Source organism: Geobacter sp. (assembly GCF_027327745.1).
Classification (GTDB): Bacteria; Desulfobacterota; Desulfuromonadia; order Geobacterales; family Geobacteraceae; genus Geobacter.
Map to the genome: position 1 here is coordinate 1 of NZ_DAHVYG010000032.1, position 15,906 is coordinate 15,906.

Below are 15,906 nucleotides of genomic sequence, written 5' to 3' on the forward strand. Positions count from 1 at the left end.
CGACGACGAGCTGACGGCCCTCATGAACGACCTCCTCGTCTCCGGCGCTCCCCCCCTCGGGCGTACGAGGTTCAGCGACTGGCTCGCCCGTAACGCCGACCGGGTGGGCCGGGAGTACCACTCGGAGATTGGGAGGCATTACCGTCAGCAGGGATAGACGCTTTTGCGGGAGGCGATTTATCCATATTTCCCCCGCAGGGGAACGTAGAGGACCTGGCAGATCACCTCTCTCCTGATCCCCTCACCGCTCTTCTCGAAGAGGACGAGGTTCTGCACTCCCTCTTCCCGGACCGGCGCGATGAGTCGCCCCCCGTCCGCGAGCTGCTCCAGAAGCGGGGGCGGGACCTTCGGGCAGGCGGCGGTGATGCAGATGCGGTCAAAGGGGGCAAGCTCCGGATTGAAGGGGGAGGGGGACCTCCAGGTAGGCGTAGTCCCGGTAAAAGAGCGGGATGAATTCCTCCCGCGGCACCTTCAGCATCGCCTCCCTGATCCGCGGGGAGCGGAGGAGGCCGCGCCGTGCGAGCCAGCGCACCTTCTCCCTGCGCTCCCGCGCGAACTCCTCCCGGCTCTTTTCCGGCTCCTTCGGCGGCGGGACGATCCATCCCTCCATGGCCGTTTCCCCCTGTTTATTCTAAGCTGCCTTCAAGCCGACACCCCTCACCCCTGCCCCTCTCCCGTCCTCTATTCACCCTCCGGCGCCCGGATCACCAGATGCCGCTCCGGTTCCCGCCCGCTGCTCTCGGCCACCAGGCCATGGCCGGCGATGAGCCGGTGCTGCATCTTGCGCAGGGCCGGCCGCCGCGGGGCGAGGGGGACATCTACCCCCTCGTCCAGGGCCTGGCGGATCCCCGCCTCGGTCTCCCGGACCATCTGCGCCACCTCGTCCTCCTCCATCCCCTCCGCCAAGTGGAAGATCCGCTCCAGGAGACGTCTCATCTCGTTGGCAGTGTTGCGCTTGATCAAGTGGAGCGAGGCGCCGCCCCCCTCCACGATCCTTTTCAGCCGAAGGTCGTCGGAGCGGGAGCGGAGCGCGATGATCACATCGGCCTGCTCGGGGCCGCCAACGGTGCGGGCGTCGAGCCGCAGAGAGCGGATTACCCGCTCCAGGAGGTCGCGGGAGAGGGCGTAGGGGTAAACCCGGGCCGGTCCCCGGCGCTCGGCAAGCTCCGCGGCCGCCGGCGGGGGGGTGGCGGCGAGGAGTGGCTCTTCGTCCCGGACGTGAATCTGGCCGTCGGCCCCTTGCTCCCGCCGCTCGCCGCGGGGGGCGAAGCCGCGCAGGATGGCGTCCACCGCGTCGGCGGTATCCCGGTGGACGATCACCTCGTCCCGGTCCACCATCTCCACCACGATCTCGAAGGTGGGTGGCGCGCGGCGCTCGCTCACCGTCTTGGTGGTGCGCCGTCGGCGGGCCTCTTCGTCGGAGAGGGTCACCACCTGCACCCCGCCGACGAGATCGGAGAGGGTCGGGTTCTTGATCAGGTTCTCCAGGGTGGTGCCGTGGGCCGTGCCGATCAGCTGCACCCCCCGCTCGGCGATGGTGCGGGCCGCGGCGGCCTCGGCCTCGGTGCCGATCTCGTCGACGATGATCACCTCGGGCATGTGGTTTTCCACCGCCTCGATCATCACCGCGTGTTGGCGGTCGACCCGCGGCACCTGCATCCGGCGGGCGCCCCCGATCCCCCGGTGGGGGATGTCGCCGTCGCCGGCGATCTCGTTGGAGGTGTCGATGACGATCACCCGCTTGAGAAAATCGTCGGCCAGGACCCGGGCCATCTCCCGCAGTTTGGTTGTCTTCCCGACTCCCGGCCGGCCGAGGATGAGGATGCTCTGGCCGCTCTCCACCAGGTCGCGCAGGATCTCGATCCCGCCGAAGACCGCCCGCCCCACCCGCAGCGTCAGCCCCACGATCTGCCCCTTGCGGTTCCGGATGGCCGAGATCCGGTGGAGCGTCCGCTCGATCCCGGCCCGGTTGTCGTCGCCGAACTCCCCCGTGAGGGCCGTCACGTGAGTCAGCTCCTCGTGGGTGACCGGGCGTTCGGCGAGGCGCACGACCCGCTCCGGCAAGCGGGCCTCCGGTGGCCGGCCGAGATCCATCACCACCTCCAGCAGCTCTTCGAGGGGTAGCCGGTGCAGCGCCGCCTGGAGCTCGGCCGGGAGGATGGCGACGAGGAGAAGGGTGTCGTTCGTTTCTTCGGAGATTTTTTTTCGGCTGTTCTTCATTGCGACTCCTTCCGCTTGCCGATACAGTATAACGTAAACCACGGAGGCTCTTGCAAAACTATTGCGGGGCCGGTCTGCTGCATCCCGCCCTCCTCATGACGTTTTGCAAAAGCCCCCACGGTTTCATCATCTTCGCGTCGCGTGCCTGCGGTGTTGGGAGGCGGAGCGGGATGGCGGAATGGCTTCACGCACTTGACTAAACGAAGGATTTCGACTAACTTGAAAATTTGCGACTTTGACGAAGTCGGAATCAACCGCGGGAGACAAATTTGATGACCATCGACGACAAGGATTTCAACGAAACAACCGAAGAGGAGAGCTTTGCCGAGCTCTTCGAAAAGAGCAGCAGTGCTTCCGCCCGCCTCAAACCGGGGAGCAAGGTGGAGGCAACTATCCTCAAGATTGGCGCCGACTGGGTCTTTCTCGATATTGGCAAGAAGGGTGAAGGGGTCCTGGAGCGCAAGGAGCTCCTCGATGGCGAGGGGAACCTGACCGCCGCCGAGGGAGACACCATTACCGCCTGGTTCACGGGGACCGTGCGCAACGAGCTTCGCTTCACCACCAAGCTCGGCGCCGGGGCGGCGGCCCAGTCCCAGCTCGAGGATGCCTGGCGCGCCGGCATCCCGGTGGAAGGGTACGTGGCCAAGGAGATCAAGGGGGGCTTCGAGGTGAAGGTCGGCGGCAACCTCCGGGCCTTCTGCCCCTTCTCGCAGATCTCGCTCCGCCGGGCCGAGAACCCGGCCGAGTTCGTCGGCAAACACCTCCTATTCAAGATCACCGAGTACGGCGAGCGGGGGCGCAACATCATCGTCTCCCACCGCCAGGTGCTGGAGGAGGAGCAGAAGGTAAAGCGCGAGGCCCTCAAGGAGACCCTCCAGGAAGGGATGACCGTTACCGGCACCGTGACCCGCCTGGCCGACTTCGGTGCCTTCGTCGACCTCGGCGGCATCGACGGGCTGATTCCGGTCTCCGAGGTGGCGTGGACCCGCGTGAAGCACGTCCGCGACGTCCTTTCCGTCGGCGATCAGGTGAGCGTCGTTATCAAGCGGATCGACTGGGAGTCGGGGAAGATCTCCCTGAGCCTCAAGGACACCCAGCCCGATCCCTGGGAGGCGGTGGCCGAGCAGTTCCCCGAGGGGTCCTACCACACCGGCACCGTGGCCCGTCTGGCGGCCTTCGGCGCCTTCGTCTCCCTCGCCCCGGGGATCGACGGCCTGATCCACATCTCCAAACTCGGCAAGGGGAAGCGGATCACCCATCCGCGCGAGGCGCTGACCGAGGGGGAGACCATCGAGGTGAAGGTCGACGGCGTCGACCGCGAAAACCGCAAGCTCTCCCTCTCCCTGGCGGAGGTGAGCCGGGCCGCCGAGGAGGAGCAGAAGAGCGTCGCCTCCTTCCGTCAGCAGGCAGCCACGCCGTCCAAGGAGTCCATGGGGTCCCTGGGCGACCTTCTCAAGGCGAAGCTAGACGAGAAGCAGTAAGTGGCAAAGCAGTCGAACTACATCACCCCCGACGGCGCCCGAAAGCTCAGGGACGAGCTGACCTGGCTCTGGAAGGAAGAGCGTCCCCGCGTCACCCAGGGGGTGTCGGACGCCGCCGCCGAGGGTGACCGTTCGGAGAACGCCGAGTATATTTACGGGAAGAAGCGGCTGCGGGAGATCGATCGCCGCATCCGCTTCCTTACCCAGCGGCTCGATATCCTTACCGTGGTCGATGCGCCGCCCCCCGCCACCGACAAGGTCTTTTTCGGCGCCTGGGTCAGGCTCGGGAGCGAGGAGGCGGACGAGGTGGTCTACCGCGTCGTCGGCCCCGACGAGACCGATGCCGCCAGGGGACACATCAGCCTCGACTCCCCCATGGGTAAGGCGCTTCTCGGCCGTCGCGAAGGGGACGAGGTCCATGTCCGCCGTCCGGCGGGGGAGGCGCTCTTCACGGTGCTCGAAGTCGTCTACCAACCGCTTGTGTGATTCCATTTACTTCACCACGGAGGCACGGAGACACGGAGACAAACGGGAGAGTTCATTTTGTCCCGTGATAACTTCCTGATTTATTTTCGTACGTACCAGATGCCCCGATAATCAACGAAGTAGTCTCCATACTCAGAGCAGCTTTCTCTCCTCGCCTCCGTGTCTCCGTGGTGGATTGTTTCCGCAGACTCAGGAGGTTCCCCCATGTACGTCGTCATCCTCGCCGGCGGCTCCGGCACCCGCTTCTGGCCCCTCTCCCGCAAGGCACATCCGAAACAGCTCATGTCGGTCTTCGGCGGCAGGTCGATGCTCCAGCGGACCGTCGAGCGTGTCGTACCCCTCAATCCCAAGCGTATCCTCGTCGTCACCAACCGGCTCCAGGCCGATGAAACCCGGCGCCAGCTCGAATACCTGCGCGGGGTGAGGATCGAGGTGATCGAGGAGCCCATGGGGCGAAACACCGCCCCCGCCATCTGTCTCGCCGCCACCCTCATCGCACGCCATGACCCCGAGGCCGTGATGGCGGTCCTTCCCGCCGACCACTTCATCCGCGACGAGGATGAATTCTGTGCCACGATCCTCCGGGCGCGGGATGCGGCGAAAAACGGCTACCTCGTCACCCTCGGCATCACCCCCGACCGTCCCGAGACCGGCTACGGCTACATCGAGGCCGATACTGCGCTGCGGGGAGAGGGGCCGTACCCGGTGAAGCGCTTCGTGGAGAAGCCCGACCGGGAGCGGGCGCTGGAATTCCTCGCCGCCGGCGGCTTTTACTGGAACAGTGGCATGTTCCTCTGGCGCACCGACGTGATCATCGACCGGATCGCCCAGCACATGCCTTCCCTCACCCAGGCCTTTGCCGGCATCACCTTCTCTCCCGACATCTGGGAACCGGCCGACCTGGCCCCCCAGATCGAGGCGGTCTACGCCATGGTGGAGGGGGAGTCGATCGATTACGGCGTCATGGAGAAGGCGGAGAACGTGGTGGTGATTCCCGCCTCCTTCGGCTGGAGTGACGTCGGGAGCTGGAGCGCGCTTCCCGAGGTGCTCGACGCCGACCCCGCCAGCAACGTGGTGATCGACGCGGCCACCGTCGCCCTCGATGCCGAGGGGTGCGTCGTACGCGCGGGGGGGAAGATCGTGGCCCTCATCGGTGTGCGCGACCTGGTGGTGGTCGACACCCCGGACGCGCTCCTCGTCTGCACCAAAGACCGGGCCCAGGAGGTGAAGAAGGTGACCGAGGAGCTGGAGCGCCGGGGGCAGAAGCGCTACCTGTAAGGGGGCGCCGTGGAACACTCCTTCCTCATAGACCTGGAGATCCTTCTCGGGCTGGCGGTGGTGACCGTCGTCATCCTCCGCCGGCTCCGGTTTCCATCCATCATCGGGTTTCTCGCCACCGGGATCATGGCCGGACCCTACGGCCTCGGCCTCATCGGCAACGCCCGCCAGGTGGAGCAGATGGCCGAGATCGGCGTGGTGCTCCTCCTCTTCACCATCGGCATCGAGTTCTCCCTCAAGGAGCTGATGCGGATCCGGCACTTGGTCTTCTGGGGAGGGGGGCTCCAGGTCGCCCTGACCATCGGGATCGTGACGCTGCTTGGCGTGGCCGTTGGTTTCCCCTCCCCACAGGCTGTCTTCTTCGGCTTTCTAGTCGCACTCTCCAGTACCGCCATCCTGATGAAGCTCCTGATGGATGCCGGCGAGCTCGACGCCCCCCACGGCAAGGCGGCCCTCGGGATTCTCATCTTCCAGGACCTCTGCGTCGTTCCGCTGATGCTCTTCACCCCCTTTCTCGCCGGAGCGGGAGACGGGGTGCGCGGGATTGTCGCCGTGGCGCTGAAGGCGGCGGCGGTGGTCCTCATGGCCCACTTCGGCGCCCGTTTCGCCGTACCGTGGCTCTTCACCCAGGTGGTCAAAAGCCGCAGCCGCGAACTCTTCATCCTCGCCATCATCTTCGTCGGCTTCGGCACCGCGTGGGTCACGGCCCAGGTGGGGCTGTCGCTGGCGCTCGGCGCCTTCATCGCCGGACTTGCCATCTCCGGGTCGGAGTACAGCCACCAGGCGCTGGGGGATATCATCCCCTTCCGCGACGCCTTCATGAGCCTCTTTTTCATCTCCGTCGGGATGCTGCTCGACCCGGCGACGCTCATCGAACGGCCGCTCCTGGTAGGCTCCCTCGTCCTGGTGATCCTTCTCGTGAAGGGAGTTGTCACGGCCGGCACCGGCCTTGCCGTCGGCCTGCCGGCCCGCATTGCCGTCGTCGCCTCCCTGGCCCTGGCCCAGATCGGCGAGTTTTCCTTCGTCCTCTGCCAGACTGGCCTGCAGCACGGCCTCCTGACCCCGGCGTTCTACCAGGTCTTTCTCGCCGCCTCGGTGGTTACCATGGCGCTCACCCCCGCCTGCCTCGCGGTGGCGCCGTCCGTTGCCGGGACACTTGCCGCGCTGGTTCCCGCTCCCCTTGCCCGGGGGCGCGGCGCACTCCTCGGGGAGGAGGAGCGGGTGGCGCTTGCGGGGCATGTCGTCATCGTCGGCTTCGGGGTGAACGGCCGGAACCTGTCACGGGTGCTGGCGCACCAGGCGATCCCCCACGTGGTGATCGAGACCAACGCCCTCACCGTCAACGCCGAGCGGAAGAAGGGGGTGCCGATCATGTTCGGCGACGCCTCCCGCCCCGAGGTTCTTGCCCATGCCGGTATCGAGCGGGCGCGGATCGCCGTCGTCGCCATCTCCGATGCCGCCGCCACCCGCCGGATCGTGGCCCAGGCGCGGCAGATGGGGCCGACCCTCCAGATCATCGTCCGGACCCGCTACGTGGCCGAGATGGAGCCCCTCTACAAGCTGGGGGCCAACGAGGTGATCCCGGAGGAGTTCGAGACCTCCATCGAGATCTTCACCCGGGTACTCCGCACCTATCTCGTCCCCTACGACCGGATCGAGCAGTGCACGGCCGAGATTCGGCGCGGCTCCTACGAGATCTTCCGCGCCATGAGCCGCCGTCACAGCCACGCCGTCGGGATCGCCGGTTTCCTTTCCGGGGCCGAGATCGGCACCTTCCGGGTAAAGCGCGGTGCCCCCATCGAAGGGGAGAGCCTCAGCCGGGGGACCCTGCGGAGCCGCTCCGGCGCCACCCTCCTCGTCATCAAGCGGGGAGAGGAAGTGGTCCCCAATCCCGACCCCGTCTGGGAGCTGCGGGAGGGAGACGTCGTACTCCTCCTCGGCACCCCCGACCAGCTTGCCGCCGCCGCGTCGCTCTTCGAGGCGCGCAGGCGCAATCCACACCATCCCGAAGGAGCTCACCCATGAAGAAAGTGCTGGTTACCTACTATTCCCGTAGCGGCAACACCGAGAAGATGGCGCGGATGATCGCCGACGCCCTCGTGACGAAGGATGTCGCCGTCGACCTGAAGAAGGTGGAGGAGGTCGACATCGACACGCTCCCCTCCTACGACGGTTTCATCGTCGGCTCCCCCAACTACTTCGGCACCATGGCCTGGCCGGTGAAGAAGTTCATCGACGAGAGCGTCAAGTACTTCAAGAAGCTCGACGGCAAGGCGGCCGCCGCCTTCACCTCCGAGGGGATGATCGGAGGCGGGGGGGATACCGTGGTCCTCGATATCCTCAAGGCGTTCCTGATCCACGGCTGCGTCGTCCAGGGACTCACCTCCGCCGGCCATTACGGCCCGGTGGCGGTCGGCGCCCCCGACGGGCGGATTGCCAAAGAAGTCGGCGTGCTGGTGGAGAAATTCGCCGCCCTCGTGGAGCGTACGTAACGGATGCCGGCCGCCGCCACCACCGCCCGCCGCTGCCGGGAGCTGATCGAGGAGTGGCTTGCCGACGGGAGCTTCGGGGAGAGGCTCCCCGAGGTGGCCCGCCTGCGCGGCGTCCCCCAGCCCGAGCAGTACCACGCCGAGGGTGACGCCTGGACCCATACCCTCCTCGCCGTCGACGCGGTCCCCGGCGACGCCGACCCGCGGGTCTTCTGGGGGGTGCTCCTCCACGACATCGGCAAGGCGGATACCACCGCCTTCGTCAGGGGGAGGTGGCGCTCCTGGGGGCACGCCGAGGCGGGGGCGGAGCTCGTCCCGGCAGCGATGGAGCGTCTCGGCTTGGGGAAGATCGCCGCCGACATCGCCTGGCTCGTGAAGCACCACACCTTTCACTTCTCGTGGAACCTGACCCCCGGTGTGCCGCTTTCGCGGCACCAGAGGCGGTTCATGGAGCTCCCGCTCTTCCCGCTGCTGCTTCAGGTCTGCGCCGCCGACGCCGCCGGTTCCCGCGGCGGGAGCGACAAGGGGATGAAGATAGCCCTTCTCGCCGACATGCTCCTGGACGAGGCGGAACGGTAAGATAGACTGCAGGGGGTCGTATGCCGTGGATTGTGTGTGTCGTGCTCGTGCTTGCGGCTTCCCCTGCCCTGGCGCAGGAATTCTTCGGCCTCGGAGGTCTTGTACAGGGGAGTTCTCTCCACGACTCTTCCTACGCATGGCAGCTGGAATACCTGGAGGAGATGGGAGAGTATGGCGCCGTCAGCCTCTCCTATCTGAACGAGGGGCACCTCCCGGACCACCACCGCGACGGCACCGCCCTTACCCTCTGGGGACGCACCACCCTGCTGGAGAAGCGGCTCTCCCTTGCCGCCGGCGGCGGGGCGTACCTGTACTACGACACCACCGCCCCGCCGGGCGGCGGGGGATCGTACGTCGACCATGGCGCGGGGGGGATGCTGAGCCTTGCGGCGACCTGGCATACGGAGAGCCGCTGGCTGTTTCGGCTCCGCACCAACTGGGTCAAGACCGGCACCAGCATCGACACCTTTACCACCCTCCTCGGGATCGGGTACCAGCTCGATCTTCCTTCATCATCCGGAGCGCGCCCTCCGGCTCTTTCTCGGCGCGAAAAACAGACGAACAATGAAATAACGCTTTTCTTCGGCGAGTCGATCCTGAACAGGTTCGATTCCGAGCACGGGAGCGCCCTGGGGATCGAATACCGCCGGGGGCTCTGGCGCTACCTGGAGTGGAGCGCCGCGTGGCTCTACGAAGGGGAGCGCAGTCTGTACCGGCGCAACAGCCTCGCCACCCAGCTCTGGGGGGCGAGGACCTTCTTCGACGACCGCCTGGACCTGGGCTTTGGCGCCGGGCCCTTCGTCACCGTAGATCACCACCGTCTCCCGCCGCAGGAAAGCGACGGGAGGCCCCTGTCGGCGATCGTCACCATGACGGGGAGCTGGCGGTTCGATCCCCACTGGTGTCTGCGCGCCTCCTGGAGCCGTATCGTCACGAGCTACAACCAGGATGCCGACCTCATCTTCGGAGGGGTCGGCTACCGGTTTTGACGCCCGAAAATATCAGATAACCACTGTGTCGCGGGGCTCGAAAAGGGAGTCGAGAAGGTCGAAGTCGAGGCGCTTTTCGGCCAGCGTCCGGATGAGGGAGAGCTTTTCGGTGTCTTCGGGGGTGATCTTGGAGACGTCCTCGGTGATGATGCGGTACAGTTCGGCGGTGGTGTGGGTGCGGTTTCGCAGGTAGGGGATGTTGCTCCGTTCGAGGATCTGCTGGGTGATGGTACTGATCGGGATGATCCCGGGGATGACCAGTCCGACGATCTTGGAGCGGTAGTCGGGCATATGGTAGAGGTTGGAGAGGGTGACGAGGAGCTCGTCGCGGCTGCTGGTGACGATGAGCAGCGTCGACTCCCGCAGCAGCTCCGCCACCCGCTGGGTCGATGCCGCGGCGATCTGCACGTTGTGGATGATCCGTCCCATCTCCCGCCGGCTGCCGTGAAGCGGCAGGTCCAGGAGCCTGGAGACCCGGCGCAGGGTCGGGTTGGCGAGGATCGGCTGAAAGTCGAACCCCCCGATCACGGAGAACGGCTCGCCGGCGAAGGCGCGCCGCAGGTAGTCCAGGATCCGCTCACGCTTGTCGGGGATCAGCTTGTTGGCGAGGATCGCCCGGACGTCGACCCGCTCCTTCTCGAAGAGCGCCAGGTTCATGTAGACCGAGTCGACGACGTTGCCGACGCCGCCGCCGGTCACCATCAGCACCGGGGCGTCCAGCAGCCGGGCGATGCGGGCGTTGGAGAGCTTCAGGACGGAGCCGACCCCGGGGTGCCCCGAGCCTTCGATGATGATGAAGTCGCACGTCTTTTCGAGCTCCTCGTAGGCCCTGAGGATCTGCTCTTCGAGCCGACGGGGGCAGATCTCGCCGTCGATCGCCCGGCGGGTGGTGTCGGGATAGACCACCACCGGCGACATGGCGCGGAGATCTTTTCGCAGGCCGAAGACCTGGGCCATGAGGGCGGCGTCCTTGTCCATGGGGATGCCGCGCAGGGTGGTCGGCTTGGGGCCGAGGGGCTTGATGAAGCCGACGTTTTGGTATTTCTTCCGGGCGAGATGGAGCAGCGAGATGCTGGTGGTGGTCTTGCCGCAGTTCTGGCCGGTGGCGGCGATGAAGATCTTTCGTGCCATCTGCTCCTCCCGGGATGGTGGCGGGACTTCTAGACTTTGTCGAGGAACTCCCGCACCAGCGGCGCGAAGGTCTCGTGCTCCAGAAGGAACGCATCGTGGCCGTAGGCGGACTCGATGAGGTGGTATTCCACCGGTTTGCCGAGCTTTTTCAGGGTGTTCGCCATCTCCTCGGTCTGGTAGGGGGGGTAGAGCCAGTCGGAGGTGAAGGCGAAAAACTGCAGCGGCGCCCGGACCCGGGCAAAGGCGTCCTCCAGCGACTCGTACCCCCAGCCGACGTCGTAGAGGTCGAGGGCCTTGGCGAGGTAGAGAAACGAGTTGGCGTCGAAGCGGTCGACGAAGTTGTAGCCGTTGTAGTTGAGGTACCGCTCGACCTCGAACTGGCCGAAGAAGTCGAAGAGTCCGTCGCGGGCGGAATAGCGGCGGTCGAACTTCTGCCACATCGATTCGTCGGAGAGGAAGGTGATGTGACCGATGCCGCGGGCAAGCGCCAGCCCGTCCTTCGGGTTCTTCTTGTACTCCCCCTTTTTCCAGGTCGGGTCGTTGAAGATGGCCCAGCGGGCCACGGCGTTGAGGGAGATCGCCTGGGGGGAGGGGCGGCTGGTGGTGGCCAGGGCGATGGCGGAGCGGATCCGGTCGGGAAACTGGGTCGCCCACTCCAGCGCCTGCATCCCTCCCATGCTCCCGCCGAGGACGGTGAGGAGACGGTCGATGCCGAGGTAGTCGACGAGCAGCGCCTGGGCCCGCACCATGTCGCGGATGGTGATGACCGGGAACGACAGGTTGTAGCGCCTGCCGGTGCGGGGGTTGACGGAGGCGGGACCGGTGGAGCCGTAGCAGGAGCCGATGACGTTGGAGCAGATGACGAAGTAGCGGTCGGTGTTCAAGAGGCGCCCCGGACCGACTATGGCGTCCCACCATCCCAACTTGGTGTCCTCTTCCCGGTATTTTCCCGCCAGGTGGGCGTTCCCGGTCCAGGCGTGGGCCACCAGGATGGCGTTGGAGCGGTCGGCGTTGAGGGTGCCGTAGGTCTCGTAGGCGAGGGTGAGGGGGCCGAGGATCCGGCCGCTCTCCAGGCGGAGCTCCGTGTCGAAGGTTACGGATTGTTCTTCAACGATGCCGACGGACATTTGCGTTCCACTTTCTCCATGAACGAAACAGCCCCTTCCCGCGGTGGCGAGAAGGGGCTTTGTGACGTCGGACTATCGTCGAGCATCTTCTCATCTTTGCCTATCCGGCAGGATTTAGCACCTGGCGCCTTCCGCTTCTCCTTCGGGCTGATACCTGCGTTGCCATCGTCGTTGGCTCCTCAGCGTACTCTCTGTACGCCTCCGGGGCCGCCTCCTCGGCGCCTTGGTCTAAGCTCGAACGCGAACCGGAAAAGACCGGTTGCTGTGGTTTCGCAGGGCCTTTCCCTCCACCACTCTTGATAAGAAAGCGTTTCTATTCGGTTTTCATGAGAGGATACGGAACCGCCGGGGGTTTGTCAATCGAAAATTTCCCGCCGGGGTGAGGCGGAGAACCGCGTCAATACTGAGCATTTCGTTTGCAAATGCGCGAAGGGATGGGGTATAGTCGCCTTGCAATATCGTGCTCCTGATTTATACTTTCAATAATTCCGCGCCCGGGAGGATTCGACTGCATGACTGTTACTGCTGTTGCCGTTGTGGTATTGGCGCTGGCGCTGGTGGTGCTGGTGGCGTTCATGATCCCGACGTTGATAGAGATTCGCAGGGCCGCCACCGACCTCCGGAGCTTCGTGAACCGGGCCGGCGGCGAACTGAAGCCGGTGCTGCAGGAACTGGAGAAAACCCTGACCGAGCTGCGGACCGTGACCGAAGGGATCGCCGCGAAACGCGAGGAGGTCCAGACCTTCATGGAGGCGGTGGGGGATACGGGACGCAACATCCGGACGATCAACGCGGTGATCGGCACCGTTGCCCACGCGGCCGCCACCTCGTCGGTCTGGGCCACTGGCGCCCGGGCGGCGGGGAAGCTTCTCATTGAGCGATTCATCAAAAAAAGGAGGTAATGCCATGGCTGACGATGAAAAGGGGATAAGCGCGGGAACGGTATTTCTGTCGTTTCTGGCCGGTGCCGCGGTCGGGGCGGGGCTCGGGCTGCTGCTGGCGCCCAAGACCGGCCGGGAGATGCGCGAGAACATCGTGGACCTGACCGAAGAGGCGATCGACAAGATCAAGGGGTTAACCAAGGAGGCCCAATCCAAGATCAAGGACACCTTCGAAGAGACGAAGGACGTCTTTTCCGAGAAGAAGGCGATCATCACCTCCGCCATCGAGGCGGGCAAGGAAGCCATGGAGCGGGAAAAGGAGAAATACCGGGAGATGTAGGGGGATCCCGCGCCGCACGAAAGCCCACCGCCGTGTGGGCTTTTTCATGCGCGGACGCCGGACGGGGCATGGTGAGGCGATGGCGAACAACGGCGGCAACCTTGAGAGGATAGGCCACTTCCTGACCCATACCCTCGGGGAGATGGAGCCGGAGACCTTTGGCCCGCTCAAGAGGCGCCTCTTCAAGTACCTCCAGATCGCCGTGATCGTCTGCCGGGGCTTTTTCGACGACCAGTGCCTGCTCCGGGCCTCGGCCCTCACGTTCTCCACCCTCCTTTCCATCGTTCCGCTTTTCGCTCTGGCGTTTGCGGTGCTTAAAGGGCTCGGGGTGCAGAACACCCTCGAACCGTTCATCCTGAGCCAGGTGGCGGCCGGCTCCCACGAGATCGTCGACCGGATTGTCACCTACATCAACAACACCAAGGTCGGTTCCCTCGGCGCCGTCGGCCTCGTGGCGCTCCTGGTCACCGTCGTGACGCTCCTCGGCAATATCGAGGAGGCGTTCAACGCCATCTGGGGGGTCCGGGAGACCCGCTCCCTCTACCGCAAGTTCAGCGATTATCTGAGCGTCCTGATCAGCGGCCCGCTCCTTCTCTTCGCCGCCCTGAGCATCACCACCACCCTCCAGAGCCAGTGGTTCGTCCAGTGGCTGATCCATTCGAGCTATCTCGGCGAGCTCCTCGTCCCGCTTTTCCACATTGTCCGCTATCTGAGCATCTGGCTTGCGTTGATCTTTCTCTACATGTTCATCCCCAACACCAAGGTCCGCTTCCGTTCGGCACTCGTTGGAGGGGTGATCGCCGGGACCCTCTGGCAAGTGGTCCAGTGGGGATACATTCATTTCCAGGTGGGGGTGGCGAAGTACAACGCCATCTACGGCACCCTGGCGGTGCTGCCGGTCTTCATGGTCTGGCTCTACACGAGCTGGCTCATCGTCCTGTTCGGTGTCGAGGTGGTCTATGCCCACCAGCACCTGCGGACCCTGCGGCGCGAGGTCCGGGTGCCGTCGGTGAGCATCGCCATGCGGGAGCGGCTCGCCCTGGCGCTGATGCTGGAGATCGCCCGCGCCTTCTTCCGCGGCCTCCCTCCCTGGAGCCTGGAACGGCTCGCCGGGCGCCTCGAAGTCCCCGAAAGGATCGTGCGGGAGATTCTCGACGGGCTTGTCGAAGGGGGATGGGTGGCGGCCGACGGGGCCGAGCCCCCCCGCTATCTCCCGGCCCGGGAGCTGGAGCATATCCGGTTGGTGGAGTTTCTCGCCTCGCTCCGGGGGCAGGGGGGGGATGCGGAGCTGGGTCTGGGCGCGGTGGAGGACCGGGTGCTGGATGAACTCTGGCAGCGGATCGAGGGAGGGGTTGCGGATGCCGTTGCCGGGGTGACCATCCGCGACCTGGTGACAACGGATGGCCCGGGGAATCCGTGACCGCATGAGCCATCTTTAACCAGAGCCGGCGTTGACAAAGAAGGGAGTTTGCCTATATAGTGGCCGCAGTCTAACCACACTAAATTTCAGCATCCGCGCCCTGTCCGGTCTCCTTTGGCGAGGATGCCTGACGAAGCGATAGCATGCAAGATCTCAAGCATCTCACCAGAAAGAAGCGTTTCTCTCTCTCGGATTCCGTTTCCCGACGGAAAAACTCACCTCTCAACACCTACAAACGGCTCATCGAACCCAAGGCCGAAAAGAAGCGGCTCCGGTTCATCCTCCCCGCCATCGCCCTCATGATCGCGGCATATCCGGTCCTTTCCTTCATCTCCGGCAAGCCGGCGGCATCGAGCGTTCGCAAGGAGCAGAAACCGGAGGTGAGGCAGGATCGCCCCCTCGACGTTTTCAGCTCGTTCCGGCTGGCTGCCGACGCCTATCCGTCCGCCCGCTTCGATGGTGGAAGGCTTTTCGCGCAGCTTCCCGGAGGCGGAAAGGTGGTCTACGCCATCAACGAGGAGGTGCAGCGACGGGTCATGGAGGTGATGGAGAAGTTCCAGGTGCCCTTCGGGGTCTTCGTCGCCATCGAACCGAAAACCGGGCGGGTCCTCGCCATGGCCTCCCATTCGGAAATCGCCCCCGACTGGGCCGAGCATGCCTGCTACGGTATCTATCCCATGGCCTCGCTCTTCAAGATCGTCACCGCCACGGCCGCCCTGGAGCAGAAGAAGGTGACCCCCGATACGGTGATACCGTTCCGCGGCGGACTTTATTCCGAAAGCGCTCGCAACTGGAGCAACCTCCCGAAGCGGGGAGCCCAGCAGATGGACCTGACCACCGCCATGGGGAAATCGGTGAACCCGGTCTTCGGCCGGCTCGCCTGCGACGTGGCCGGGAGGGAACCGGTGCTGCGCTGTGCCGAGCGGTACGGTTTCAACGGTCTGCTGCTGCCGGGGACACCGGTCCATCCGAGCAAGGCGGAGCATCCGAAGACCGACGACGAGCTGCGCCTCATGGGTGCCGGGCTGGGGCGCGAAGTGAAGATTTCGCCGCTCCATGCGGCGGTGCTGATGGCCTCCATCGCCAACGGCGGCACCATGTACGCTCCGTCGTTGGCGGACGAGATCACAAATGCCAGGGGGGAGGTGGCTTACGCCCACCGTCCGACGCCGCTGAGGACCGTCGTGGCCCCGGAGGTGGCGGCCCAGCTCACCAGGATGCTCTCCGCCACGGTGAACAAAGGCACTTCGCGGCGCGCGTTCCACGACCGCAGGGGGAGGCCGAAGTTCGCCGACATCCATATCGCCGCCAAGACCGGATCCATCAACGGCACCGATCCCGAAGGGCACTATAACTGGTTTGCCGCCTATGCCCCGGTGGAGGATCCGCAAATCGCCCTGGCTGCCCTCGTCATCAACCGGGACAAGTGGAAGATCAAGGCGTCCTACTTGGGGGAGCAGGCACTGGAGGCGTTTTTCAAGTAGG

At 65.2% G+C, this 15,906-nt stretch carries 16 protein-coding genes and 1 riboswitch; of the genes, 11 read left to right on the plus strand and 5 right to left on the minus strand.

Annotation, left to right across the window (positions count from 1 at the left end; genetic code table 11):
• Positions 1–177: 177 nt before the first annotated feature.
• The 3 genes from M6689_RS05760 to M6689_RS05770 form a co-directional block, all read right to left on the minus strand.
• Positions 178–372 carry a hypothetical protein gene (locus tag M6689_RS05760; protein WP_366949731.1) on the minus strand — a complete coding sequence of 65 codons (195 nt, stop codon included), beginning with the start codon at positions 370–372 and terminating at the stop codon, positions 178–180.
• A 4-nt stretch (positions 373–376) separates the two neighbouring features.
• Positions 377–610 (minus strand): hypothetical protein, encoded by a 234-nt coding sequence (locus tag M6689_RS16250; protein WP_366949729.1) that lies wholly within the window; start codon positions 608–610, stop codon positions 377–379.
• A 71-nt stretch (positions 611–681) separates the two neighbouring features.
• Positions 682–2,220, minus strand: coding sequence for a R3H domain-containing nucleic acid-binding protein (locus M6689_RS05770; protein ID WP_298268944.1), 1,539 nt, complete (start codon positions 2,218–2,220; stop codon positions 682–684).
• Positions 2,221–2,492: 272 nt separating this feature from the next.
• Between M6689_RS05770 and rpsA the strand changes: the two genes are divergently transcribed.
• The 7 genes from rpsA (at position 2,493) to M6689_RS05805 (ending at position 9,522) form a co-directional block, all read left to right on the plus strand.
• Positions 2,493–3,701, plus strand: a complete 1,209-nt coding sequence (gene rpsA, locus M6689_RS05775; RefSeq protein WP_298268946.1) for a 30S ribosomal protein S1 — start codon at positions 2,493–2,495, stop codon at positions 3,699–3,701.
• Positions 3,702–4,187 (plus strand): transcription elongation factor GreB, encoded by a 486-nt coding sequence (gene greB / locus M6689_RS05780; protein WP_298268948.1) that lies wholly within the window; start codon positions 3,702–3,704, stop codon positions 4,185–4,187.
• A gap of 204 nt (positions 4,188–4,391) precedes the next feature.
• On the plus strand, positions 4,392–5,465 hold the full coding sequence (locus M6689_RS05785) for a mannose-1-phosphate guanylyltransferase (RefSeq protein ID WP_298268950.1): 1,074 nt from the start codon (positions 4,392–4,394) through the stop codon (positions 5,463–5,465).
• 9 nt (positions 5,466–5,474) lie between these two features.
• Positions 5,475–7,490 (plus strand): cation:proton antiporter, encoded by a 2,016-nt coding sequence (locus tag M6689_RS05790; RefSeq protein ID WP_298268953.1) that lies wholly within the window; start codon positions 5,475–5,477, stop codon positions 7,488–7,490.
• The gene (locus M6689_RS05795) at positions 7,487–7,957 is read left to right on the plus strand and encodes a flavodoxin domain-containing protein (RefSeq protein WP_298268955.1); all 471 of its coding nucleotides are present in this window, start codon (positions 7,487–7,489) and stop codon (positions 7,955–7,957) included. Before M6689_RS05790 ends, M6689_RS05795 begins: the two co-directional genes overlap by 4 nt.
• 3 nt (positions 7,958–7,960) lie before the next feature.
• Positions 7,961–8,533, plus strand: a complete 573-nt coding sequence (locus M6689_RS05800) for an HD domain-containing protein (RefSeq protein WP_298268957.1) — start codon at positions 7,961–7,963, stop codon at positions 8,531–8,533.
• 20 nt (positions 8,534–8,553) lie between these two features.
• Positions 8,554–9,522, plus strand: a complete 969-nt coding sequence (locus M6689_RS05805) for a hypothetical protein (RefSeq protein ID WP_298268960.1) — start codon at positions 8,554–8,556, stop codon at positions 9,520–9,522.
• Positions 9,523–9,534: 12 nt separating this feature from the next.
• On the opposite strand, the gene M6689_RS05810 is transcribed toward M6689_RS05805, so the two are convergent.
• Complete coding sequence (locus tag M6689_RS05810; RefSeq protein ID WP_298268962.1) at positions 9,535–10,653, minus strand: AAA family ATPase; 1,119 nt, start codon at positions 10,651–10,653, stop codon at positions 9,535–9,537.
• A 29-nt stretch (positions 10,654–10,682) separates the two neighbouring features.
• Positions 10,683–11,780, minus strand: a complete 1,098-nt coding sequence (locus M6689_RS05815) for a homoserine O-acetyltransferase (RefSeq protein ID WP_298268965.1) — start codon at positions 11,778–11,780, stop codon at positions 10,683–10,685.
• 87 nt (positions 11,781–11,867) lie between these two features.
• Positions 11,868–12,086: riboswitch (SAM riboswitch) on the minus strand.
• Positions 12,087–12,292: 206 nt separating this feature from the next.
• Here M6689_RS05815 and M6689_RS05820 point away from each other — a divergent pair.
• The 4 genes from M6689_RS05820 (at position 12,293) to M6689_RS05835 (ending at position 15,905) form a co-directional block, all read left to right on the plus strand.
• The gene (locus M6689_RS05820) at positions 12,293–12,682 is read left to right on the plus strand and encodes a DUF948 domain-containing protein (protein ID WP_298268968.1); all 390 of its coding nucleotides are present in this window, start codon (positions 12,293–12,295) and stop codon (positions 12,680–12,682) included.
• Positions 12,683–12,686: 4 nt separating this feature from the next.
• Positions 12,687–13,001 carry a YtxH domain-containing protein gene (locus M6689_RS05825; protein ID WP_298268971.1) on the plus strand — a complete coding sequence of 105 codons (315 nt, stop codon included), beginning with the start codon at positions 12,687–12,689 and terminating at the stop codon, positions 12,999–13,001.
• Positions 13,002–13,047: 46 nt separating this feature from the next.
• Positions 13,048–14,421 carry a YhjD/YihY/BrkB family envelope integrity protein gene (locus M6689_RS05830; RefSeq protein ID WP_298268973.1) on the plus strand — a complete coding sequence of 458 codons (1,374 nt, stop codon included), beginning with the start codon at positions 13,048–13,050 and terminating at the stop codon, positions 14,419–14,421.
• 143 nt (positions 14,422–14,564) lie between these two features.
• Complete coding sequence (locus tag M6689_RS05835; protein ID WP_298268976.1) at positions 14,565–15,905, plus strand: penicillin-binding transpeptidase domain-containing protein; 1,341 nt, start codon at positions 14,565–14,567, stop codon at positions 15,903–15,905.
• Position 15,906: the final 1 nt, after the last annotated feature.